This is a genomic window from Dactylosporangium sp. CA-152071 (assembly GCF_050936335.1).
Lineage (GTDB): Bacteria > Actinomycetota > Actinomycetes > Mycobacteriales > Micromonosporaceae > Dactylosporangium > Dactylosporangium maewongense.
The window spans coordinates 2,820,110-2,841,891 of sequence record NZ_JBNJMZ010000001.1; the positions used below are offsets into that span (position 1 = coordinate 2,820,110).

Genomic DNA, 21,782 nt, shown 5'->3' on the forward strand with positions numbered 1-21,782 from the left:
GCCCACAGTGTACGGGCGGAGCCCCCGCCGCGCGGTCCGCGGTCAGCTCGCACGCCTGGCGCCCGCACGGCGCGAGCCGCGCGGTCCACGGTCCTTGGTTCCGCGGGATTCCGGCGCGGGCCAGGTGCGGTCAGGCCGCGCCGCGCGGTCTTGGCCAGGTCGCACGGGCGCGGGCCGGGCGGTCCTTGGTCAGGTCGCGCGGGCGCGGGCCGGGCGGTCCTTGGTCAGGTCGCCGGCGTGCGGCACCGGCGCGGTCAACGGCGCGGAGCAGGACCGGCTACGATCGCCACTCGGTGATGGGGCAGCCGGGCGCCGCTGGTGCGCGGCCGCGCACGGGGCACGGCGGCAAGGCGGGAGGCGCCAGGCATGGTCGCGCGATACGAACAGGTGCGGGCGTACCGGTTCGTCACGCGCCGGATCGTCTCGGCGATGCTGTCCGGCGAGCCCGAGAGCAACGAACTGCCGGTGCGGCGGCTCGGGATGTCACTGTTCGGCAGCCTGCTCGTGGGCATGATCGTGCTCGCCGTCGTCGGCGTCTACGGCTTCATCAACCCGTCCGGCGGCAAGCCGGAGGAGAACGACATCGTCATCGAACGGGAGAGCGGCGCCCGGTACGTCTTCATCGAGGGCCGCCTGCACCCCGTGCTCAACTTCACGTCGGCCCGGCTGATCGTCGGCAACCCCAGCCCCAAGGTGCGGACCATGTCGCACAAGTCGCTGGTGAGCCTGCCCGTCGGCCCGCCGGTGGGCATCCGCGACGCCCCCGACCCGCCGCCGCCGAAGAACGCGCTCGTCGGCCTGCCGTGGAACGTGTGCGGCGTGAAGGTCTCCGTCGCCGGCACCGCCGGGACCCAGCTCGTGATCGGCCGCACGCCGTCCGGCGGCGTCCCCCTCGGCGACGAGGCGCTGCTGGTGACGACGTCCGCGAGCGGGGATCTGCCGCTGTACCTGCTGTGGCACGACCACCGGCTGCGCATCGCCGAGCGCACGACGCTGACCGCGCTGGAGCTCGCGTCGGTGCGGCCGATGCAGATCGACCGGGCGCTGCTGGACGCGATCACGTCCGGCCCCGACCTGGCGCCGCTGAAGCTGCCCGGCAACGGCCAGCCGAGCGCGAAGAAGGTCGCCGGCTCGACCGCCGACGTCGGCACCGTCTACAAGCAGGGCCAGCAGTACTACGTCCTGACCAAGACCGGGCTGGCGACGATCGGCGAGGTGTCCGCGGCGCTGCTGCTGGCCAGCGGCAAGCCCGCCACGGACATCACCGCCGCGCAGGCGGCGCAGGCGCTCGGCTCGCCGGTGGAGCCGGAGGGCTTCCCGCAGGCGAAGCCGACGATCAAGGACGACACGTCGGAGACCACGGTGTGCGCGCAGTTCGGCGCGGCCGTGGGCAGCGGGCGGCAGACCCTCGGGCTGTCGCTGTTCGGGCCCGGCTCCGAGCAACTGGCCCTGGACCCCGACCTGTCCAAGCAGCGCACCGGCACGATCGCCGACCAGGTCACGCTGCCTGAGGGCCGCGGCACGCTCGCGCAGGCGCTGCCCGGGGCGGACGGGACGGCGACCGGCACCGTGTACCTCATCACCGACCAGGGCATCCGCTACCCGCTGCAGAACAGCGGCGACGTGCAGGCGATGAAGGCACTCGGGTACGAGGGCGTCACACCGGTCGGGGTGCCGTCGAGCCTGCTGTCGCTGATCCCGCGCGGCCCGGTGCTCGACCCGGAGGTGGCCCGCAAGTTCGTCGTGCCGGCGAGCCCGGCGCCGACGTCGAGCTCGACGAGGACACCGTCGCCGAGCAGCACGTCGAAGGCTCAGTCGTCCCCGTCGGCGACCACGCCGAAGACGCCGGCGAGCCCGTCCACCACGCGGTCGGGCAGGCGCGCGCCGCAGGCCACGCGGGGCGCGCGGCGGCGACGGCGATCGGATAGGGTCGATTTCACTGGTATCGACCCAGTAGCCTGACTTCACGGCACCGAAGACAAGGACGAGGACCGAGACGGGGATCTGATGGGCGACGGCACGAACAGAGTCGACCTCCTCACCCTTGAGGAGTTCCGGAGCCGGCTCGACAGCCGGTTGACCGACGCCAAGGCGCTGGTGCAGAAGCTCAACGGCATGAGCAAGCCCGCGCTGGGGACGTTCCAGGACGCGCACGCCACCCGGGGCGACTACGACCGCGTGCACCGTCAGCACGTGGCCCGGGCCAACCGGCTGGTCTCCGCCATCGAGGCGGCGCAGAGCGCCACGGACAGCATCATCCGCAACTACAAGACCACCGAGTCGCGCAACGCGGCCACGCAGGCCGAGATCCGCCGGGCGCTGGGCGACGTGACCCTCACCCTGGAGGGCCCGACCAATGAGCAATGAGTACACGGCGCACTATGCGGGCAAGAGCCACCGTGAGCTCTACGACCAGCTCATGGCGGGCGACCCCGGGCAGGTCGAGGGCGTGTCCGCCGACTGGCACTCCGCCGAGACGACGGCCCGGCACATCGCCGGCGAGATCGACAAGGACCTGCTGAAGCTCGACTGGGCCGGCGAAGCGGGCACCGAGTACCGCCAGCGCCTCGGCGTGGTGAGTGCCTTCTCCACCGGCCTCGCCGACGACCACGGCACCGTGAAGACCGCGCTGAGCTCGATCGGCGGCGCGCTGCGGGTCGCGCAGAAGAACGCGGACAACCCCGAGGACACCGACGACAACGACAGCATGTGGGGCGGCGCCGCGGGCGGTGGCGCCATCGCCGGCCTGCCCGGCGCGCTCATCGGCGGGTACCTGGGGCACCAGCGCGACGAGCAGCAGAAGAAGGAAGCGCAGCAGCGGATGGTGACGCTGATGTCCAACCTCGCCGCCGACTACGCCGTCAACAACAACGCGGTCATGGACCCGCTGCCGCCGCCGATCGGCCTGCCGGGCGGCGACCCGCACACCGAGGTCGACCCGAAGGGCGGCCCAGGCGTCCACTCCCCGTCCGGCGGCCCCGGCGTGCACGCGCCCGGCAGCGGCAAGACCAACACCACCGACACCGTCGTCCCCGTGTCGACCGGTCCCGGCGGCGGCCCCGGCACCGACCCGTCGCAGACGCAGACCGCGGACCCGCAGACCGGCACGTCGCTGCTCGGCGTCGAGACCGGCGTCATCGGCGCCGGCGCTCTCCTCGGTGGCACCGCCCTCGCCGGCCAGATCGTCTCGGTCGGCGGCTCCGGCGGCGTGCCCGGCCTCAGCATCGGCACCAGCCTCGCCAGCACCGTCCCCGCCGGCGGCCTCCTCGGCCAGCCGGGCGCGGGCCGCAACGACGGCGGCCCGACGAGCGGCCAGCGCACCACGCCCGGCAACATGCGGGAGACGGGCCGCACCGCGGGCGCCCGCCCCGGCGGCGAGCGCGGCCCCGGCGCGGGCCGCACCAACCGCATGGGCGTCCCCGGCCGCGACGGCATGTTCGGCCAGCGCGGCGCCGCCCGCAACGGCGACGGCGACGAGGAAGACACGTACGACACCTGGCTCACCGAGGACGACATGGTGTGGAGCGACGACGAGAACGCCCCGCCCTCGGTCCTCGGCGGCTCCGTCCCGCCTCCCCCACCGGCCAACTGACCGGTTCTGCTCCTGTCCTGCTGCGGCGCCCGGTCTTTCCGGGCGCCGCACAGCACTTTTCCACGGCAGCCCCCGGACCTTACCCAGAGCTTCTCTTCGGAGCTCCCCCCGGATAAATCCAGGCGCAAGCGCCCGAATTTATCCGACATTTCGTATTTGTCCGAGCGATGCCTCCCCCGCACCATGCGCTGACAGCGGCGCCCAGCGGCGCGATGATCGAAGGACGGTAGCGGTCGTGATGGCAGCCGCAGCCGTCCGTTGATCAAGCCGGCGGCTTGGAGATCGGCGTTGCGATTTGCCGTCGAGGGCGTCATCCGGTGCTTCCACACCGTCGCTGGCCTCACAACCCACCCACATCACACCGGCCGCCGGCGGCGCGGTCGCCGTCGTGGTTCACGACCGACCGTGCCGGGCGGGGTCGGTCGACCCTTAGGGGCAGGTTCAGTGAGGAACCCGCATGTGTTGCCGGGGGATCCGGGGGAGGCTGTGGGCCTCGACATCCTGGTGTCCGGGATCCTGGAGGACGACGATGCGTGCTGTTCCCACCGCTGCGGTCGCGGTGTTGCTGCTGGCCTCGGTCGCCGGGTGCGGGTTCGGACCTCGGGAGACGGCGTCGCGGCAGTACCGCGTCGAGGAGCCCGTCGCGGCGCTCGTCGTCACCGGTGACGCGATGAACGTCACCGTCAAGACCGGTGACGGGCCGGTGACCGTGGTCGAGCGGCGGCGGTGGCCGAGTGGTGGCGCGGCGCCGCAGGCGGCGCATCGCATGGAGGCGGGCCGGCTGGAGCTGACGTCCACGGGCTGCCGGCGCTGTGAGGTCACGCTGACGGTGACGGTGCCGGCCGCAACCCGCACCGAGATCCGTATCGACGCCGGCGAGGTGACGCTGCGTGACCTGGCCGGTGACGCGTCCGCGGTGGTCGACACCGGCGAGGTCACCGGGTCGGGGCTGCGCGGCGCCACGTACCGCGTGGTCGTCGACTCAGGCCGGATCGAGCTCGCCCACGCCACCTCCCCCACCGACGTCGTGGCCACCGTCGACACCGGCGAGGTCGACGTGCGGGTGCCGTCCGGCGCCACGTACGCGGTCCGCAGCGACCGTGGTCTGTCCGATGTGGACGTCGTCCGCGACGAGTCGTCGCCGCGCACCATCACCGTCAACGTCGACACCGGCCACGCCGTCGTCCACCACACCTGACCCGTGGGGCGCCCGCCGGATCACGGCCCGCTCAGCCTCGCGCCTCACCTCACCCGGGGACGGTCCGCTGCCGGGCGTCGTCAAGGGCGGCCTCGTGAAGGGCGGCTTCCAGCGTGGCCTCTAGCGTCGCTTGCAAGGCTTCGGTGAAGGCGGGGTGGGTGGCGGCGGCGCGCAGGGTCGCCTCGCCCGTCAGGACGGTCGTGGCGAAGGCGTGCAACGGGTCGTCCGGCGGGCGCAGCTCGGCCAGGCGGCGCAGGACCGCCCGGGCCACCGGGTCGGCGGTCATCGGGGGACCGCCGGGTGGTGGTACGGCGGCAGGGACGGCAGGCGGGTCACCTCGGCGCCCGCCCGCACCGCCTCGATCTGGGCCGCGATCAGGCGGAACGTGGTCTCGGCAGCGCCATACAGCCGGGAGATCTCCTGATAGAGACGGATGGCCTGCCACGTGTAGAACCCGACGGTGGCGTAGCCGGTGAGGGCGCCGATGCCGGTCTCGATCGTGGCGGTGCCGACAACGCCGGCGACACTGACGATGATGAGCGCGTCGATGAGCTGCTCGACGAGGCCGCCGGTCGCCTCGTACAGCTGCCGGCACGCGTCGACGGCGAGCGGGTAGAGCCGCGCATACTCGGCGCAGGCCGGGCCGAGGGCGGTCGCGGCGGCGCCGAGGAGCAGCTGGAACTCCTGCTCTGCCTCGGCGGCGTTGCCGCGCCACACGGCGGTGACGTCGGCGGCGCCGGTGACGAGGTTGCCGCCGATCGTGCCGGCGGCGGCGCCGATGTGCGGCCACGCGTGCATGCAGTGCTCATAGGCCCGCCAGTCGCCGCTGTACGCGGTGAGCCACGGCTCGAACGGGTCGACCCCGAACAGCCACACCGCCACCTGCCGGATCCACGCGGCGGGGCTGAGCAGGTCGGTGAGCGGGTTGAGCGTGAACGCGTCGGTCTGCGGCTCGTAGACGGGCGCTGCCAGTACAGGAGCGGCATGGGCGAACGGGGTCCGCGACGGCAGCAGGTCGGGCCGTGACTGGTGCAGTGTGCCGCGCAGCCCTTGCGGGTCGGTGGCGCCGGCATAGGTGGCGTCGAGGGCGGCCGCGGCGGTGTGGTCGGCCGCCGCATAGCCGCCGGCGGCCCGCGCGACCTGGTCGGCGGCGCCGTCGCTGAGGTCCCGCAGCCGGCCGAGGGCGGTGGTGACCCGGTCGTAGGCCTTGCCGTGCGGGTCGGCGACGAGCATCAGCAGCCCGCGGCGGTCCCAGCTGAGCGAGCAGTGCCGTCGCGTGTAGTCCAGCGTGTCCCGGGCGTCGCCGCCCGCCCCCGCGAGCATCCCGCCCAGTGCTCTCATCCCGCTCGGATCGACGTGGAAATCGTTCACCCCGGCCTCCCCCTGACCTCGGTTGACGGGGACTCTAGCGCTTGCACGCGCCGCACCCCGGGGGTCTGCACGGTCTGTTCCAGCAGCATCGCGCGCAGTGCTCGCGCCGCGTGGGACAGCACGGCGCCGCGCGGGTTGGCGAGGGCGATGGTGCGGTGCACGCCGGGCGCGGCGAGGGGTGTGGCGCGCAGCAGCGGCCGGTTCACCAGGGCCATGCTGGGCACGAGCGCGACGCCGAGGCCCGCCTCGACGAACGCGAGGACCGCGTCGAGCTCGCCGCCCTCGACCGCGTACCGCGGGGTGAACCCGGCCCGCCGGCAGGCCTCGATGGTGACGTCGCGCAGGTCGTACCCGATGCGGAACATCACCATCGGGGTGTCGCGCAGCTCGCGGAGGGTGAGCATCGTCGGCAGCGGGTGGACGGAGGCGACCACGAGGTCCTCGCGCAGGAACGGCACGACGTCGAGGGCGGGGTCGGTGCCGTGCGCGGAGGCGACGATGAGGGCCAGGTCGAGCTGGTGCGCGACGAGCCCGGCGACGAGGTCCTGGGAGCCGCCCTCGTCGACGTGCAGGGCGATGTCAGGGTGGGCGGCGTGGAAGCGGCGCAGCACCGCCGGGACGAGGGACGTGCACAGGCTGGGCGTGGCGCCGAGGCGGACCCGGCCGCGGCGCAGCCCGACGACCTCCTGCACGGCGTCGCGGGCGGCGTCGGCGTCGGCGACCATCCGGCGGGCGAGCGGCAGCAGGGTCTCGCCGGCGGTGGTGAGCATGACGCCGCCCCGGGAGCGGTCGAACAGGGGCGCGCCGAGCGTCGCCTCAAGCGTGTGAATTTGTTTACTCAGTGTCGGCTGGCTCACTCCCAGCGCCTCGGCCGAACGCGTGAAATGTCCTGATTCGGCCACTGACACGAAGTATCGGAGCTGTTGCAGCTGCACTCTCATAGCCTACGGCTATCGAGACTGAGCGCTTCATGCATTGGACGAATGAAAATGGCGGTCCTTACCGTCGAACCCGTGGCGGTAGATACAGCGGTCAAGCCCATCGCGGCGCCCATGAAACCGAAGAAGCGCAGGTCGTCCGTCGGCCTGAAGCTCCTCATGGCGGGCACCGGCCTGCTGCTCGTGCTGTTCCTGTTCGCGCACATGGCCGGCAACCTGAAGATCTTCGTCGGCGCGGACGCGTTCGACCACTACGCCCACTGGCTGCGCGACATCGGCACCCCACTGCTGCCGCACACCTGGTACCTGTGGATCCAGCGCGGCGGGCTCACCCTCGCCGTCGTGGGCCACATCGCGGCGGCGGTGGTCCTCGCCCGGCGGGCCAGGCTCGCCCGCCCCGTCCGCTACGCGCACCGCCCCAAGGTGCAGGGCAGCTACGCGGCCCGCACGATGCGGTGGGGCGGCGTCATCATCCTGCTGTTCGTCGTGTTCCACATCCTCGACCTCACCACCGGCACGGTGAACCCGGTCGGCGACGCCCAGCACCCCTACGGCAACGTGGTCGCGGACTTCGCGCCGGCGCGCTGGTACGTGACGCTCTTCTACACCCTGGCGATCGTCGCCGTCGGCTTCCATTTGCGGCACGGCATCTTCAGCGCGCTGCGCACCCTCGGCCAGCAGACGCCCCGCGGTGAGCGCCGGGCCCGCGCGATCGCCCTCGTCCTGTCCGTCGTCCTCGTCGTCGGCTACCTGTCGGTGCCGTTCGCCGTGCTGATCGGAGCGGTCAAGTGAACTACTGGAGCGAGGGCGACCCGATCGCCGACACCGCGGCGCCCGACGGGCCGATCGAGACCCGCTGGGAGCGCCGCCAGTTCGCGGCCAAGCTGGTCAACCCGGCCAACCGCCGCAAGCTGACCGTCATCGTCGTGGGCACCGGCCTCGCCGGCGGCTCCGCGGCCGCGACGCTCGCCGAGGCCGGCTACAAGGTCCGGTCGTACTGCTACCAGGACAGCCCGCGCCGCGCCCACTCGATCGCCGCGCAGGGCGGCATCAACGCCGCGAAGAACTACCGCAACGACGGCGACTCCGTCTACCGGCTGTTCTACGACACGGTGAAGGGCGGCGACTTCCGCGCCCGTGAGTCCAATGTGTACAGGCTGGCGCAGGTCTCGGTGAACATCATCGACCAGTGCGTCGCGCAGGGCGTGCCCTTCGCCCGCGAGTACGGCGGCCTGCTGGACAACCGCTCCTTCGGCGGCACCCAGGTGTCACGGACCTTCTACGCCCGCGGCCAGACGGGCCAGCAGCTGCTGCTCGGCGCCTACCAGGCCCTGGAGCGGCAGGTCGCGCTCGGCAACGTCGAGATGCACACCCGCCACGAGATGCTCGAGCTCATCGTCGTGGACGGCAAGGCCCGCGGCATCGTCGTGCGCGACCTGGTCACCGGCGAGATCTCGACGGAGTTCGCCGACGCCGTGGTCCTCGCGTCCGGCGGCTACGGCAACGTCTTCTTCCTCTCCACCAACGCCAAGGGCTGCAACGTCACCGCGTCGTGGCGGGCGCACCGCAAGGGCGCGCTGTTCGCCAACCCCTGCTACACGCAGATCCACCCGACGTGCATCCCCGAGTCCGGCACGCACCAGAGCAAGCTCACGCTGATGAGCGAGTCGCTGCGCAACGACGGCCGGGTGTGGGTGCCGGTCCGCGCCGGCGACGACCGCGTCCCCGCCGACATCCCCGAGGACGAGCGCGACTACTACCTCGAGCGGATCTACCCGTCGTTCGGCAACCTCGTCCCGCGCGACATCGCCTCCCGCGCCGCGAAGAACGTCTGCGACGAGGGGCGTGGCGTCGGCCCCGGCGGCCTCGGCGTCTACCTCGACTTCGCCGACGCGATCGCCCGGCTCGGCCGCGACGCCGTGGAGGCCAAGTACGGCAACCTGTTCGAGATGTACGAGCGGATCACCGGCGACGACCCGTACATCACCCCGATGCGCATCTATCCGGCTGTGCACTACACGATGGGCGGGCTGTGGGTCGACTACGACCTGCAGTCGACGATCCCCGGCCTGTTCGTGGTGGGTGAGGCCAACTTCTCCGACCACGGCGCGAACCGGCTCGGCGCGTCCGCGCTCATGCAGGGCCTCGCCGACGGCTACTTCGTCCTGCCGAACACCATCAACGACTACCTGGCCTCCGGCCCGTTCCCCGCGCTCTCCGCATCCCACCTGGACGTGGCCGCGGCCCGTGCCGCCGTTTCGGAGCGCATCTCTGCACTGCTTGCCGTCGATGGCGACCGTACCGTCGACTCCTTCCACCGCGAGCTCGGCCACATCATGTGGGAGTACTGCGGCATGGAGCGCACCGAGGAGGGCCTCACCAAGGCGATCAGCCTCATCCGGTCGCTGCGCGAGGAGTTCTGGACGCGGGTGAAGGTGCCGGGGACCGGCGAGACGCTGAACCAGAACCTGGAGCGGGCCGGCCGGGTCGCGGACTTCTTCGAGCTCGCGGAGCTCATGTGCGTCGACGCGCTGCACCGTGCGGAGTCGTGCGGCGGGCACTTCCGCGCCGAGAGCCAGACCCCCGACGGCGAGGCGCTGCGGCACGACGACGAGTTCTCGTACGTCGCGGCGTGGCAGTTCGCCGGGACCGGGGAGCCGCCGGTGCTACGCCGGGAAACGCTCGACTTCGAATACGTCCACCCGAGCCAGCGGAGCTACAAGTAATGAACCTCAAGCTGCGCGTCTGGCGCCAGACCGGCCCCACCTCCCGAGGCCGCATGGTCACCTACGACGTTACGGACATTTCGCCCGACGCCTCATTTTTGGAGATGTTGGACGTTCTGAACGAGCGCCTCATCCTCGAAGGCGAGGAGCCCATCGCGTTCGACCACGACTGCCGCGAGGGCATCTGCGGCATGTGCGGCATGATGATCAACGGCGTGGCGCACGGCCCGTCGCGCGCCACCACCACGTGCCAGCTGCACATGCGCCACTTCAAGGACGGCGAGACCATCGACGTCGAGCCGTGGCGTGCCGCCGCGTTCCCCGTCGTGAAGGACCTCGTCGTCGACCGCGGCGCCTTCGACAGCATCATCCAGGCCGGCGGCTACATCAGCGCCCCCACGGGCGCCGCCCCCGACGCCCACGCCACCCCGGTGCCGAAGGCCGACGCCGACGCCGCCTTCGAGGCCGCGACCTGCATCGGCTGCGGCGCGTGCGTCGCCGCGTGCCCCAACGGCTCCGCGATGCTCTTCACCGCCGCGAAGGTCGGCCACCTCGGCCTGCTCCCCCAGGGCCAGCCCGAGCGCGACACCCGCGTCGTCGGCATGCTGGCGGCCCACGACGAGGCGGGCTTCGGCGGCTGCACCAACGCCGGCGAGTGCACCACCGTCTGCCCCAAGGGCATCCCGCTCACCCTCATCGGCCGCCTCAACTCCGACTACCGCAAGGCCGTCACCAAGCGCGGCTGACTCCCGCCTCGCCGCTCGGCGGGGCGGCGGGCCCGGTCGGTGCCGGGTCAGGAGGGGTCGGCGAGGACGCGGTTGCGGCCGGAACGTTTCGCCGCGTACAGGTTGCGGTCGGCCTGGCTGAGCAGGGCAGCCGAAGTGATGCGGCCGTCGGGGGTGCTGGACACGCCGATGCTCACCGTCACCGGCAGGTCGCCGGTCAGCTCGGGCCACGGGTGGCGCTGGATGGCGGACCTGACCCGTTCGCAGCGGGCGACCGCCTCCTCCGCGCCGGCGCCGGGCAGCACGATCACGAACTCCTCGCCGCCGAGCCGGGCCACCGTGGCGGGCTCGTCGACGGCGCCGGCCATGACGGACGCGACGCGCTGCAGGACCAGGTCGCCGACCTCGTGCGACAGGGTGTCGTTGATCCGCTTGAAGAAGTCGATGTCGACCAGGGCCGCGGACACGGCCTCGCCGCGCTGCTCGGCACGGCTGAGCAGGGCGGGCAGCTGCGCGTCGACGAACCGCCGGTTGTACAGGCCGGTCAGCGCGTCACGCAGCGCCATCTCGCGGAAGCGGACCGTCTCGCGCTGGCCCTCGCGGCTCTCGAACACCAGCTGCGCGAGGCGGGCCTGCTCCTCGCGTTCGGCGGAGCGGAGTGCCTGGGACTCCTCGTCGTAGCGGCACTGCTCCTCGTACGCCTCCCGGAAACGCCCGCTCGCGGCGTGCAGGCGGGCGAGCTCGCGACGGGCCCTCGCGCCGACGTCGACCATGCCGCGCTGCTCGCTCAGCGCCCGGCACCGGTCGACGGTGGCCCCGGCGCGGTCGAGCGCGCCGGCGAGCCGCTGCGCCTCGGCGAGGGTCAGCAGCACCTCGGGCAGCATGTTGCCTTCCGCGTCGCGGCGGGTGGAGGCGGGGTCGACCAGGGGCAGGAGGGTGCGCTCGGCCTCCTCGAACCGGCCCTGCAGCAGCTGTACGCGGGCGACCGTGTCCAGGTCCGGCGGGCGCAGCTGCACGCCGGTCCGTTCGACCAGGCGGCGCATCCGCTCGACCAGCTCGCCCGCGGCGTCCGCGTCGCCCGCCTGGTACGCCGCGTACGCCATGTTGTTGAGCACCGAACGGCTCAGCTCGTGGTCGCCGGCCGCGGCGGCGATGTCGAGCGCCTCCGCGTGGTAGGGAGCGGCGTCGGCCCGCGACACCACGTCGACGGACAGGGCGAGGATGACCAGGTGCGCGCCCCGGATCAGCGGCGGCACGTGGTCCGGCAGGTGGTCCACCGACATCAGCGCGTGCCGCCGCGCCTGCGCGTTGTCGCCGAGGCAGGTGTGCAGGATCGACAGCAGGAAGTGGGTGCGCGCGAGGACGTACTGGTCGTTCTCGAGGACCGCCCACCGGTGGACCTCGTGCAGCAGCGGCGCGGACGCGGTCAGCTCCCCGCCGCGGGCGAGGGCGTCGGCGATGACGAGCCGGGCGCGGGCGGCGAGGTCGTCGCGACCGAGCTCGACCGCGGCGCGCTCGGCGGCCTCGGCCTGCTCCCGGTCGGCGGTGCGCCGGTCGACCTCCATGCCGAGCACGACGGCGGCGACCCGGTCGGCGCTGATCACTGCTGTGCCAGTCATGACCGCCACGATCGGCACTCCGCGCCGGCACCTGAGCGCGGCACCTCGCCCGCCACCGGAGCGCAACGCCACGCGGCGCCACGCCGCACCGCGCAAAGACGCCACGCAAGGACGCCACGCCCGGGACCTGAGCGCGACGGCCGAGCGGGTCCGCCTAGGATCGTGCGGACGTCGGTGGCACGAAGGAGGGTCCCCGTGGAGATCTGGCAAGCGGTCGTGCTCGGCGTCGTGGAGGGCGTGACCGAGTTCCTCCCGGTCTCCTCCACGGGACACCTGACCATCACCGAGAAGCTGATGGGCATCCCGATCGACGACAAGGGCGTCACCGCGTTCACCGCGGTCATCCAGGTCGGCGCGATCATCGCCGCGATCATCTACTTCCGCACCGACATCGTCCGGTTCATCACCGGGTTCGTGAAGGGTCTGCGCAGCGCCGAGGCGCGCAAGGAGACCGGCTGGAAGATGGCGATCAACGTGATCATCGGGTCGCTGCCGATCGCGGTCGTCGGCCTGCTGTTCAAGGATCTCATCGAGGGCGAGCTGCGCAGCCTGTGGTTCGTCGCCGGGGCGCTGGTCGTGTGGAGCCTCGTCATGGTCCTCGCCGAGCACCTCGCCACGCAGAAGGTCGGCGAGGCGGACGTCACCTGGAAGGACTCGCTGATCATCGGGCTGGCGCAGTGCATCGCCCTGATCCCCGGCGTGTCCCGGTCCGGCGCGACGATCAGCGTCGGCCTGCTGCGGCACCTCGACCGGGTCACCGCCACCCGCATGTCGTTCTTCCTCGGCATCCCTGCCCTCGCCGCCGCCGGCACCCTGGAGGGCGTGCAGCGCGCCGGCGAGATCAGCGAGACCGTCGGCTGGGGGCCGGCCGCGGTCGGCACGGTCGTCAGCTTCGTGGTCGCGTACGCGTCGATCGCCTGGCTGCTGAAGTTCGTCGCCAGCAACTCCATCGCCACGTTCGTCTACTACCGCGCCGCGGTCGGCGGCATCATCGTCGCCCTCCTGTGGGGCGGCGTCATCAGCGCCACGTAAATCCGGGGACGCGCCGCGCGCCGGTGGCGATACTGCTGCGCATGCGGCACGTGGCGTACCCGAAGATCCCGACGGCGAGACAACTCGGCAGCGGCCGGTCCGCCGGCGGGCCGTGGATCGCCACCGAGAAGGTCCACGGCGCGCAGCTGGTGATCGTGTCGGACGGCCACGTGACGAAGGTCGGCAAGCGCAAGGCGTGGCTGGACGGCGACGAGCCGTTCTTCGGCTGGCAGCTGCTGCGCCCCGCGTTCGAGCAGGCGGCCCGGTCCGCTCTTGCCGAGGGTGCGGCCACGGTACGGGTGTACGGCGAGCTCTACGGCGGCCACTACCCGCACCCGGACGTGCCGCCGGCGCCCGGCACGGCAGCGGTGCAGACCGGCGTCTGGTACGCCCCCGACGTGCGGTTCGCCGTCTTCGACGTCCTCGACCACGAGCGTCCCGACGACGCCGGCGTCTACCGGGCGTACGCCGGGGCCGCCCGGGTCGCCGCCGAGGCCGGTCTCGACGTGGTGCCGCTGCTCGGGCGCGGCACCCGGGCGTCCGTCGACGCCGTGCCGACCAGGTTCCAGACGCGGCTGCCGCTCGTACACCACCTGCCGCCGCTGGAAGGGAACCTCGCCGAAGGGGTCGTGCTGCGGCCCGACGCGGCGCTCGGCCCGCAGGATCGGACCGTCGTCAAGGTGAAGATCGCCGAGTTCGACGAGCAACGGTTCGGCGAGAGCCTGCCGTGGGACCCGCACGCCCGGATCCCGGGCGCCGACCTCGCGCGGGTCGCCGCCGGGCTGGTCAATGCGCCGCGGGTGGCGAGCGCCCGGTCGAAGGTCGGCGCCGGTCCGGCGCCGCGGGCGGCGGGCCGCGAGTCGGAGGTCGGCGCCGGCCCGCTCGTCGACGAGATCGTGCTGGACGTGCTCGTCGACCTGTCGGAGGCGTACCCGGCGGCGGTGGCGGCGCTCGACGCGGACGGGCAGGCGGCGATCGAGGACACCGTCCGCGAGGCCGCTATCGTCGCCGTATGCCGTTCGACGTAGCACGGATCCGACAGGCCCACCCGGCGCTCGCCGAGGGGTACGCCCATTTCGACGGTGCCGCCGGCACGCTGGTCGCGGAGCCGGTGGCGCGGGCCGTCGCCGGCGTCCTCGGCGGTGCGGTGAGCAACCGGACGACCGCGTTCGCGCCGGGCCGGCGCGCCCTCGCGATCGTCGACGCGGCCCGCGCCGCCGCCGGTGACCTCCTCGGCGCCGACCCCGCGGGGGTCGTGTTCGGGCAGAGCGCCACCGCGCTGGTCTACACCGTCGCCCGCGGGCTCGCCGGGACCTGGGAGCCCGGCGACAACGTCGTCGTGACCCGCCTCGACCACGACGCCAACGTGCGGCCGTGGGTGCAGCTGGCGTCGGCGATGGGCGTGGAGGTGCGGTGGGCGGCGTTCGACCCGGCCACCGGCGCGCTGCCCGTCGCCGCGTTCGAGCCGCTCGTCGACGCGCGGACCCGGGTCGTGGCGGTGACCGCGGCCAGCAACGCCATCGGCACCGTCCCCGACGTGCCCGCGATCGCCGCGCTCGCGCACGGCTTCGGCGCCGTCGTCCACGTCGACGGGGTGCACGCCACCGCGCACCTGCCGGTCGACGTGGCCGCGCTCGGCGCCGACTACTACGTCACCAGCGCCTACAAGTGGTCCGGGCCGCACCTGGCCGCCTGCGTGGCGGCGCCGGCGCAGTGGGAGCGGACGGCGATGCTGAAGCTGCTGCCGTCGTCCGACGCGGTGCCGGAGCGGTTCGAGCTGGGCACGCCGAGCTTCGAGCTCCTCGCCGGCTTCACTGCGGCGGTCGACTTCCTCGCGACCCTCGACGACGCCGGGACACCCGACGACGCTGGGGTGCTCAACGGCTCTGGGGTGCTCAACGGCGCCGCGTCGCGGCGGGAGCGCGTGCTGCGCTCGATGGCGGCGGTCCACTCGTACGAGACGCGGCTCTTCGAACGGCTCCTCGACGGCCTGCGGTCGATGCCCGCGGTGCGGGTGCTGCCCGCGCCGGCCGGCGGCTGCCCGACGGTGTCCTTCCGGATCGCCGGCGAGGACCCGGCGACGACCGCGGCCCGCCTGGGCGACCAGGGCATCTGCGTCTTCTCCGGCGACTACTACGCCGCCGAGTACTTCACCGCGATGGGCCTGCGCGAGTCCGGCGGCGCGGTGCGCGCCGGGATCTACCACTACACGACGGCCGACGAGGTCGACCGCCTGCTCGCCGCCCTCTGACATGGCTACGGCCGGCCACCGTCGGTGGCCGGCCGCACGCCAGGGGGTTGCGGTGCTGTCAGTTCGAGGCGACGCCGAGCTCGGCGGTGCCGCCGCCGTTGCCGCCGTTGATCTCGGTCATCGAGGTGAAGGCGGAGTCGAGGCGGGCCTGGATGGCGTCGAGCTGGTGGAACTCGCTGGAGGACGCCGACTCGGAGCCCTCGGCGGCGAAGACGTGGTCGGTCTCGGCGGCGGAGTGGTCGTAGGACGTGAAGTCCGACTCCTGGTACTGCGCGCCGCTCGCGTCGGTGTACGACACCTGGTGGCCCTGGTCGAACGAGGTCGACTCGGCGGCCGCGTGGTCCTGCTCGTACACGTTGAACTGGTTGTCGTAGTTGCTCTGGCTGGCGTCGACCTGGTGCAGCTGGTCGAGGGACTGGTGGTCCTGCCCGGCCTCGTAGTTGCCGTAGGAGTCGCCGCCGTCGTAGCCCGTGTCGCCGGTCTCGTAGTCGCTCATGTCCATCTCCCCTGGTTGCTGTGTTGGCGTGCCGCGTTGTTGAGATAGACGGTAGGTCCGCGGGGAGCGGCGCGAATCCCGGATACGTGCCAGCGGGTGTTTCGGCTCCGGCGGCCTCGGGAACCCGCTTGCTCAACCGTTCCCCCCACGGAGGTTCCCCATGTCGACACAGGCCGTCCTCTATCTCATCGCCATCATCCTGCTCGCCGTCGCGGCGCTGCCGGTGCCGTCCCGCGGCTTCAACCTGGCGATCCTCGGTGCCGCGTTCGCGCTCCTCGCCTACGCGTGGCCCGTGATCAGTGCCTGACCCCGCGAGGGTCGGGAACGTCCGCCGCGGCGACGAGCGCGGGGTGCTCGCCGGTGACGACGGCCGCCGGGTGGAAGCGGACCCGGCGGCCGGTCACCTCGTCGGGTGCGCCGGCGCCCGGGTCGGTCCACTCGACGGCCGCGGTGCCTGACAGCTGCAGCGTGCGGCCGGTCGCGAAGTCGGGCACCAGCAGCGCCGCGGACGGGTCGGTGGCGAGGTTGCCGAGGCTGTTGAACATGTTGTTGCCCGGATAGTCCGGCCACCACAGCCCGCCGTCGCCGGCCCGCAGGAACCCGCGCGGCCCGCCCCGGTGCGAGGCGTCGGCGCCGCGGTCGGGGTGCGTGGTGCCGAGGAAGAACGTGTCGGCGCCGCGGATCGTGGCCTCGCCGTCCGCCGTGAGCGCCTCCGCCACCGTGAACGTCCCGGGCACTCCCCCGGCCGGCATCGGCGCACTCGTGAGGCGTGGGTGGATGTACTGGGGGCAGTTGCCGAACGCCTCGGCGACGTCGACGGTCAGGCCGCCTCCAGTGCCGGTCAGAGTGCCGGTCAGAGTGCCGCTCAGGGTGCCGCTCAGGACACCGTTGACCCGCATCCGGCGGCGGGTCGCGAAGTCGATCGCGATCAGGCCCACCCGCTGGCCGGCGGGGAGGTCGTGGAGCGGGTCGCCGGGCGCGGGCACCGCCGCCACCCGCAGCGTCTGCCCGAGCCCGGCCAGGAACCCGGGCGGGCCGGTCAGCGCCGAGACCCAGAGCCTGCCGTCGTGGTCGCGGCCGGTGAGCGCGGCGAGGGTCCGCTCCGCCAGCCACCCGCCCGCCCCCGGCTCAGCCCGCCGGGCGCGAGCATGCCGCTCAGCCGGGCCGCCTCGAACCGCACGCCGGCCCGCTCCTGGACGCTGAGCTCCCCTTCATGGAACACCGCCGACCACCTTCCTAACGGCTGACCACTCCACCATCCATTAGTACACGACCAAATGGTTTCCGCAATGCCTTACCATTAGGACGTGGAGCCGTTGCCGGTCGAGCTGATGAACACCGTCCGGGCGGACCGTGACGGCGTGCACGACACGATCGCCGACCCGGCCGCCGCCGCACGCTGGCTGCGGGAGGCGCCCCCCCATGCCGCCGACGCAGCGAGGGCGGGAGCCGGCAGCGGCATCGAGGTCGGCATCGCCGGGTGGGAGGCCGTCGCCGAGCTGCGCGACCTCCGCGACGCCCTGCGGGTGCTGGCCGCCGCGGCCACCGGCGACAACCGGGAGCCGGCCGGGCCGTCCGCCGGGGACCTCGCCACCGCGGTCACCGTCGTCAACCGCGCCTGCGCCCGCGCCCCCTCGTGGTCCGAGCTGCACTGGCCCGACCCCGATGGCAAAGACGCCGGTCCGGAGCGGGCGGTGCGGACGGCGCACGCCCCGGCGCTCGCCGCGGTGGCCGCGATCGCGGAGGAGGCGGTGGCGCTGTTCGCCGGCCCGGACCGGGCGCTGCTGCGGGCCTGCCACGCGCCGGGTTGTGTGCTGTACTTCATCCGCAACCATCCCCGCCGGGAGTGGTGCTCCGACGGGTGCGGCAACCGCGCCCGCGTCGCCCGGCACTACCAGCGCCACCACGGCGGATCGAAGGAGGACGGCTGATGCGGCCCGAGCCCGGGCAGGTGCTGCACTTCTCCGAGGACCCGACGATCACCAGGTTCGTGCCGCACGTGGCGGCGACCGCGCAAGAGTCCGAGCCCTACGTGTGGGCCGTCGACGACGGGCGGTCGCCGGACTACTGGTTCCCGCGGCAGTGCCCGCGGGCGATGGCGTGGGCCGGGCCGGAGACGACCGGCGACGACCGCGACCGCATCCTCGGCCCGGGCTGCGGCGAGCGGGTGCACGCCGTCGAGTACGGCTGGCTCGAGGCGATCCGGACCGTGCGCCTGTACGCGTACCGGCTGCCGGCGGCGCCGTTCCGGCCGCTGGGGGAGCATGCGCACGTCGCCGTCGAGCCGGTGGTGCCGCTCGGCCCGCCCGAGCCGGTCGGTGACCTCTTCGCCCTGCACGCCGCCGCCGGAATCCAGCTCAGGGTGCTGCCGGTCCTGTGGCCGTTCTGGGACGCGGTCGTGGCCAGCACACTGCGGTTCAGCGCCATCCGGATGCACAACGCGACGCCCCGCTGACGTCCGGGCGCACGCCAAGACCGGCGACAGCGGCGGCGTGAGGCCGGTCACCGCGGAGGTGACCGGCCGCGACCCGGGTCCGCGGCGGGGTGCAGGCTGTCGCGGTGGACAACAATGCCGCGCGGGTGTTCCGGTACGCCGCGATCGGGGAGGCCTGCTCCTGGCTCGGCCTGCTGGTTGGGATGTTCTTCAAGTACGTCGTCGTGGAGAACGAGATCGGCGTGAAGGTGTTCGGGCCGATCCACGGCGCGATGTTCGTCGCCTACCTGGCCGCGCTGGCGTGGGTGACCGTCAAGGAGCGGTGGGGCTTCGCGCGGCTCGCGGTCGGTGCGGCGGCGTCGATCCCGCCGTTCACGACGCTGCTGTTCGAATGGTGGGTCAGGCGCACGCCGGCCGTGGCCCGCGCCTGACCCGGGAAACCCGTCAGGACGGCTGTCAGGAAGGCAGAGTCCAGCGCTGGTTCTGGCCCGTCCCGCACGCCCAGATCTGCAGCTGGGTGCCGTCCGCGGAGCTGGGCCCGGTGGCGTCCAGGCACTTGCCGAGCGCCCGGAGCGTGCCGTCGCCGGGAGCGGACCAGGTCTGGGCCGCGCTGCCGTTGCAGTCGTACAGCTGGACCTTGGTGCCGTTCGCGGAGTTGGCGGCGGCCACGTCGAGGCACTTGCCGAGGGCGCGCAGGGTGCCGTCCGTGCCGACGGTCCAGGACTGCGCGGTGGTGCCGTTGCAGGTCCACAGCTGGATCTTCGTGCCGTTGGCGGTGGCCGCGCCGGCGACGTCGACGCACTTGGCGCCGTAGCCGGTGATGGGCCCGACCCGCGTGGACGGGGTGCCGCTGTCGGCGCCGGCCCACAGGTACGTGCCGACGGTCTTCGCCGGCAGGGTGCTGGCGATCTGCTGGGTGCCGACCTTCAGCGTGAAGGCCTGCGAGGCGCCGGTCTGGTTGACCACGACGGTGACGAGGGTGCCGTCGGGGTTGAGGAACGCGACGTTCGTGACGGTGCCGGTGCTGCCGTAGCCGGTGGCGACGCGCCGCGCGCCGGGCTTCACGAACTTCGAGAACTGGGCGACCATGTTGTAGTCGGGCAGCGCCCAGAACGTGTCGCATTTGCTGGTGCTCTGCACGAGCATCGTCGGGTCGGGCGAGCCGGACCAGCGCTCGGGTGCGCGGTTCTGGTCGAGCATGCTGACCCAGCCCTCATACAGGGTGGCGTTGTTGCGGAAGTACTGCACGATCCGGTCCGCGCCCGAGGTGCCCCACACGGAGCGCTCGGTCATCAGCATGTCCTTGTCGGGGTAGGACGCCTTCACGGTGCTCATCGCGGACGGGTCGCCCGCGTAGTCGTGGAACGCGATGCCGTCCACGGAGGAGTAGGCGTCGGAGTGGGCACCGGCCGAGCCCAGGACGCCGGCGGCGTAGGAGACCGACTCGGAGAAGTTGTGGTCGAAGGCCCAGATGCGGGTGCTGAGCCCGTTGGCGGACAGCTCGGTGCGCAGCGCCTTGGCGAGCTGCCGCTCCTGGTCCGCGGAGACGAGCATGCCGGGGTAGTCCGGCGGGGAGAACAGCGGCTCGTTCTGCAGGGTGAGCGCGTGGATCGGGATGCCCTGCGCGGTGTACGCCTGCACCGCCCGCCGGTAGTACGCCGCGAGGGTCGGGATCTGGGCGGTGACGAGGCTGCCGCCGATGATGGCGTTGTTGGTCTTCATCCAGCCCGGCGCCGACCACGCGCTCGCGAACACCTTGATGTCGGGGTTGATGGCGAGGGCCTGCCGGACGGTGGCGATGATGCCGTAGTCGATGTCGCGCTGGATGGAGAAGCGCGACAGCGACGGGTCGGCCGCGCCGTCGTCGTAGGTGTAGAAGTCGTGCGACGTGAAGTCGCTGGTGCCGAAGGTGATCCGGATGACGTTGAAGCCGGCGCCGGTGGCCGGGTCGACGAGCGCGCGCAGGGCCCGGTCGCGGGCGCCGGCGCTCATCCTGGACAGGTTGTAGACCGTCGACTCCTCGAGGGAGGAGCCGACGCCGAGGATCGTCTGGAAGCGGCTGTTGGTGTCCGCGGTGATGGTGGGTGTACCGGCGGCCGCCACGACGGGCACGTCGGCCTGGCGGGACAGCTGGTAGGGCGTCCCGGCGAGGCCCGTGGCGGGGCTGGTGTACCAGTTGCCGTTCTTCGGTTCGTAGCCGGCGGTGCGGGACTCGGAGCTCCAGTAGACCTGGACGCTGGTGGCGGCGGCCTGGGCGCTGGGCACGCTCAGGCCGACGGCGGTGGCAGCGGCCGCGAGGACGGACAAGACGGACAGGGCGAGCAGCGGTCGGGTTGGGACCATGAAGGGTGCTCCTGGCGGGGGGCGGGAAGAGCCGGAAACTTCAGGACCTGAAAAAAGTCCTGACCGAACTCTCCGCAATAGGCAGCCAACCTGTCAATAGGTGGCCACGTTGAGCTTCCCGCGAGCGTCGAAGTAGCCGATGGTGTCGTGGAACCCGTCGGTGCCCACGCCGACCGCGGACGCCGACTGCAGCTCCGAGCTGTACACGTAGAAGCAGGTCGGCCGGCAGCCCTGGGAGTAGCCGCGGCGCACGGACCCGTCGGTCGCGCGGAACCAGACGTAGAGGTCCGCCGGGTGCGACGTGAGCCCGAGCCCGCCCGTGGCCAGCTGCTGCCCGGGCTGGATCACGGTCGAGCGGTTGGTCAGCACGGCCGAGCCGGTCGTGACGGTGCCGAGGTTGATGCTCCCGTCCGCGCCGGTCCACCCGAGGAGCAGGCCGTTCTCCGCGCCGGAGTCGTCGAACACGAGCGCCGGGCCGTAGGGCGTGGTCTCGGCGAGGGTCACCCGGTCCTGCAGGGAGAAGCCGCCGGGGCATCCACCGGACAGCCGGGCGATGTTGATCCGGCTGTCGGTGCCGGTCCAGGCGATCCAGCGGATGCCGGCGCCGTCGGCGGCGAGGGCCGGCGAGCGGTCGGTACGCACCCCGGTCAGCGCGGTCCGGCACTGCAGGCCGGTGCCGCCGGTGTACGCCACCGTCAGCGTGTTGCCGTTGTTGGCGGCGGACCAGGCGAGCCGGACGCCGGGACCGTCGGCGCTCAGGGCGGGCCCCTCCCCCTCCGGGGTGCGCTCGACGACGCTGTTGTCCTTGGTGAACGTGCGGCCGCCGTCCACCGACGTGCCGATGATGAGCTGCTTGCCGTAGGTGCCGGAGGTGGAGCCGGCCCACGAGGCGTAGAGGCGGCCGCCGGCCAGGGCGAGCGCGGGCCGCCCCGAGCCGGTGTGGACGGTGGTGTAGGCCGCCGCGGTGCCTGGGGACGAGCACTGGATCAGGCAGATCGCGAGCAGGGCTGCGGCGGGCAGCGCGAGACGACGCAGAGACATGACAGTCAGTGAAGGG

The 21,782-nt window shown here is 72.8% G+C and carries 23 protein-coding genes; 14 read left to right on the top strand and 9 right to left on the bottom strand.

Annotation, left to right across the window (positions count from 1 at the left end; translation table 11 throughout):
- The first annotated feature begins 366 nt into the window (after positions 1-366).
- The 4 genes from eccB (at position 367) to ACQEVZ_RS12485 (ending at position 4,790) form a co-directional block, all read left to right on the top strand.
- A complete protein-coding gene (eccB, locus tag ACQEVZ_RS12470; RefSeq protein WP_433365582.1) occupies positions 367-1,962 on the top strand; it encodes a type VII secretion protein EccB in 1,596 nt (531 codons plus the stop codon).
- Positions 1,963-2,007: 45 nt separating this feature from the next.
- Positions 2,008-2,367: a hypothetical protein gene (locus ACQEVZ_RS12475; protein ID WP_354897684.1), complete on the top strand. Its 360-nt coding sequence runs from the start codon at positions 2,008-2,010 to the stop codon at positions 2,365-2,367.
- Positions 2,357-3,592 (top strand): hypothetical protein, encoded by a 1,236-nt coding sequence (locus ACQEVZ_RS12480; RefSeq protein WP_433365586.1) that lies wholly within the window; start codon positions 2,357-2,359, stop codon positions 3,590-3,592. The genes ACQEVZ_RS12475 and ACQEVZ_RS12480 overlap by 11 nt, the downstream gene beginning before the upstream one ends.
- Before the next feature lie 529 nt (positions 3,593-4,121).
- Entirely contained in the window at positions 4,122-4,790 is a 669-nt protein-coding gene (locus ACQEVZ_RS12485; protein WP_433365589.1) for a hypothetical protein, read from the top strand.
- A gap of 49 nt (positions 4,791-4,839) precedes the next feature.
- On the opposite strand, the gene ACQEVZ_RS12490 is transcribed toward ACQEVZ_RS12485, so the two are convergent.
- The 3 genes from ACQEVZ_RS12490 to ACQEVZ_RS12500 are packed head-to-tail and all read right to left on the bottom strand — an operon-like array spanning position 4,840 to position 7,102.
- Entirely contained in the window at positions 4,840-5,076 is a 237-nt protein-coding gene (locus tag ACQEVZ_RS12490; RefSeq protein ID WP_433365592.1) for a hypothetical protein, read from the bottom strand.
- Positions 5,073-6,161, bottom strand: coding sequence for a type VII secretion target (locus ACQEVZ_RS12495; RefSeq protein WP_433365595.1), 1,089 nt, complete (start codon positions 6,159-6,161; stop codon positions 5,073-5,075). The genes ACQEVZ_RS12490 and ACQEVZ_RS12495 overlap by 4 nt, the downstream gene beginning before the upstream one ends.
- Positions 6,158-7,102: a LysR substrate-binding domain-containing protein gene (locus ACQEVZ_RS12500; protein ID WP_354897672.1), complete on the bottom strand. Its 945-nt coding sequence runs from the start codon at positions 7,100-7,102 to the stop codon at positions 6,158-6,160. The genes ACQEVZ_RS12495 and ACQEVZ_RS12500 overlap by 4 nt, the downstream gene beginning before the upstream one ends.
- 111 nt (positions 7,103-7,213) lie before the next feature.
- On the opposite strand from ACQEVZ_RS12500, the gene ACQEVZ_RS12505 reads away from it, so the two are divergent.
- From ACQEVZ_RS12505 to ACQEVZ_RS12515, 3 genes are read left to right on the top strand one after another with little or no spacing between them, the layout of a single operon-like run.
- Positions 7,214-7,891, top strand: a complete 678-nt coding sequence (locus tag ACQEVZ_RS12505) for a succinate dehydrogenase cytochrome b subunit (RefSeq protein ID WP_344504441.1) — start codon at positions 7,214-7,216, stop codon at positions 7,889-7,891.
- Positions 7,888-9,825 (top strand): fumarate reductase/succinate dehydrogenase flavoprotein subunit, encoded by a 1,938-nt coding sequence (locus ACQEVZ_RS12510; protein WP_433365599.1) that lies wholly within the window; start codon positions 7,888-7,890, stop codon positions 9,823-9,825. Before ACQEVZ_RS12505 ends, ACQEVZ_RS12510 begins: the two co-directional genes overlap by 4 nt.
- On the top strand, positions 9,825-10,571 hold the full coding sequence (locus tag ACQEVZ_RS12515; RefSeq protein ID WP_354897666.1) for a succinate dehydrogenase/fumarate reductase iron-sulfur subunit: 747 nt from the start codon (positions 9,825-9,827) through the stop codon (positions 10,569-10,571). Before ACQEVZ_RS12510 ends, ACQEVZ_RS12515 begins: the two co-directional genes overlap by 1 nt.
- A gap of 47 nt (positions 10,572-10,618) precedes the next feature.
- Here the strand turns inward: ACQEVZ_RS12515 and ACQEVZ_RS12520 are convergent, their stop codons facing one another.
- A complete protein-coding gene (locus ACQEVZ_RS12520; RefSeq protein ID WP_433365601.1) occupies positions 10,619-12,169 on the bottom strand; it encodes a diguanylate cyclase in 1,551 nt (516 codons plus the stop codon).
- A 195-nt stretch (positions 12,170-12,364) separates the two neighbouring features.
- On the opposite strand from ACQEVZ_RS12520, the gene ACQEVZ_RS12525 reads away from it, so the two are divergent.
- From ACQEVZ_RS12525 to ACQEVZ_RS12535, 3 genes are read left to right on the top strand one after another with little or no spacing between them, the layout of a single operon-like run.
- Positions 12,365-13,201, top strand: coding sequence for an undecaprenyl-diphosphate phosphatase (locus ACQEVZ_RS12525; RefSeq protein ID WP_344504165.1), 837 nt, complete (start codon positions 12,365-12,367; stop codon positions 13,199-13,201).
- 41 nt (positions 13,202-13,242) lie between these two features.
- Complete coding sequence (locus ACQEVZ_RS12530) at positions 13,243-14,229, top strand: RNA ligase family protein (protein ID WP_433365605.1); 987 nt, start codon at positions 13,243-13,245, stop codon at positions 14,227-14,229.
- A complete protein-coding gene (locus ACQEVZ_RS12535; protein WP_433365607.1) occupies positions 14,214-15,452 on the top strand; it encodes a cysteine desulfurase-like protein in 1,239 nt (412 codons plus the stop codon). Before ACQEVZ_RS12530 ends, ACQEVZ_RS12535 begins: the two co-directional genes overlap by 16 nt.
- A 58-nt stretch (positions 15,453-15,510) precedes the next feature.
- Here the strand turns inward: ACQEVZ_RS12535 and ACQEVZ_RS12540 are convergent, their stop codons facing one another.
- Positions 15,511-15,948 carry a hypothetical protein gene (locus tag ACQEVZ_RS12540; protein WP_344504162.1) on the bottom strand — a complete coding sequence of 146 codons (438 nt, stop codon included), beginning with the start codon at positions 15,946-15,948 and terminating at the stop codon, positions 15,511-15,513.
- Positions 15,949-16,108: 160 nt separating this feature from the next.
- Here ACQEVZ_RS12540 and ACQEVZ_RS12545 point away from each other — a divergent pair, with 160 nt between their 5' ends.
- Positions 16,109-16,255: a hypothetical protein gene (locus ACQEVZ_RS12545; protein WP_344504161.1), complete on the top strand. Its 147-nt coding sequence runs from the start codon at positions 16,109-16,111 to the stop codon at positions 16,253-16,255.
- Here the strand turns inward: ACQEVZ_RS12545 and ACQEVZ_RS12550 are convergent.
- Positions 16,245-17,057, bottom strand: a complete 813-nt coding sequence (locus ACQEVZ_RS12550; protein WP_433376741.1) for a pyridoxamine 5'-phosphate oxidase family protein — start codon at positions 17,055-17,057, stop codon at positions 16,245-16,247. The two genes, ACQEVZ_RS12545 and ACQEVZ_RS12550, sit on opposite strands and share 11 nt — an antisense overlap.
- On the bottom strand, positions 16,988-17,170 hold the full coding sequence (locus tag ACQEVZ_RS12555) for a hypothetical protein (RefSeq protein ID WP_433365611.1): 183 nt from the start codon (positions 17,168-17,170) through the stop codon (positions 16,988-16,990). The genes ACQEVZ_RS12550 and ACQEVZ_RS12555 overlap by 70 nt, the downstream gene beginning before the upstream one ends.
- An 85-nt stretch (positions 17,171-17,255) precedes the next feature.
- On the opposite strand from ACQEVZ_RS12555, the gene ACQEVZ_RS12560 reads away from it, so the two are divergent.
- From ACQEVZ_RS12560 to ACQEVZ_RS12570, 3 genes are all read left to right on the top strand, one after another.
- Positions 17,256-17,879, top strand: coding sequence for a CGNR zinc finger domain-containing protein (locus ACQEVZ_RS12560; RefSeq protein ID WP_433365614.1), 624 nt, complete (start codon positions 17,256-17,258; stop codon positions 17,877-17,879).
- Positions 17,879-18,403, top strand: coding sequence for a DUF6886 family protein (locus tag ACQEVZ_RS12565; protein ID WP_433365617.1), 525 nt, complete (start codon positions 17,879-17,881; stop codon positions 18,401-18,403). The genes ACQEVZ_RS12560 and ACQEVZ_RS12565 overlap by 1 nt, the downstream gene beginning before the upstream one ends.
- Positions 18,404-18,507: 104 nt before the next feature.
- Positions 18,508-18,813 (top strand): DUF3817 domain-containing protein, encoded by a 306-nt coding sequence (locus tag ACQEVZ_RS12570; RefSeq protein ID WP_344504156.1) that lies wholly within the window; start codon positions 18,508-18,510, stop codon positions 18,811-18,813.
- A 25-nt stretch (positions 18,814-18,838) separates the two neighbouring features.
- Here ACQEVZ_RS12570 and ACQEVZ_RS12575 read toward each other — a convergent pair whose 3' ends face one another.
- Together ACQEVZ_RS12575 and ACQEVZ_RS12580 are read right to left on the bottom strand one after the other, a co-directional pair.
- On the bottom strand, positions 18,839-20,725 hold the full coding sequence (locus tag ACQEVZ_RS12575; protein ID WP_433365620.1) for a ricin-type beta-trefoil lectin domain protein: 1,887 nt from the start codon (positions 20,723-20,725) through the stop codon (positions 18,839-18,841).
- Positions 20,726-20,818: 93 nt separating this feature from the next.
- Positions 20,819-21,766, bottom strand: a complete 948-nt coding sequence (locus tag ACQEVZ_RS12580) for a hypothetical protein (RefSeq protein ID WP_344504154.1) — start codon at positions 21,764-21,766, stop codon at positions 20,819-20,821.
- Positions 21,767-21,782 lie beyond the last annotated feature (16 nt).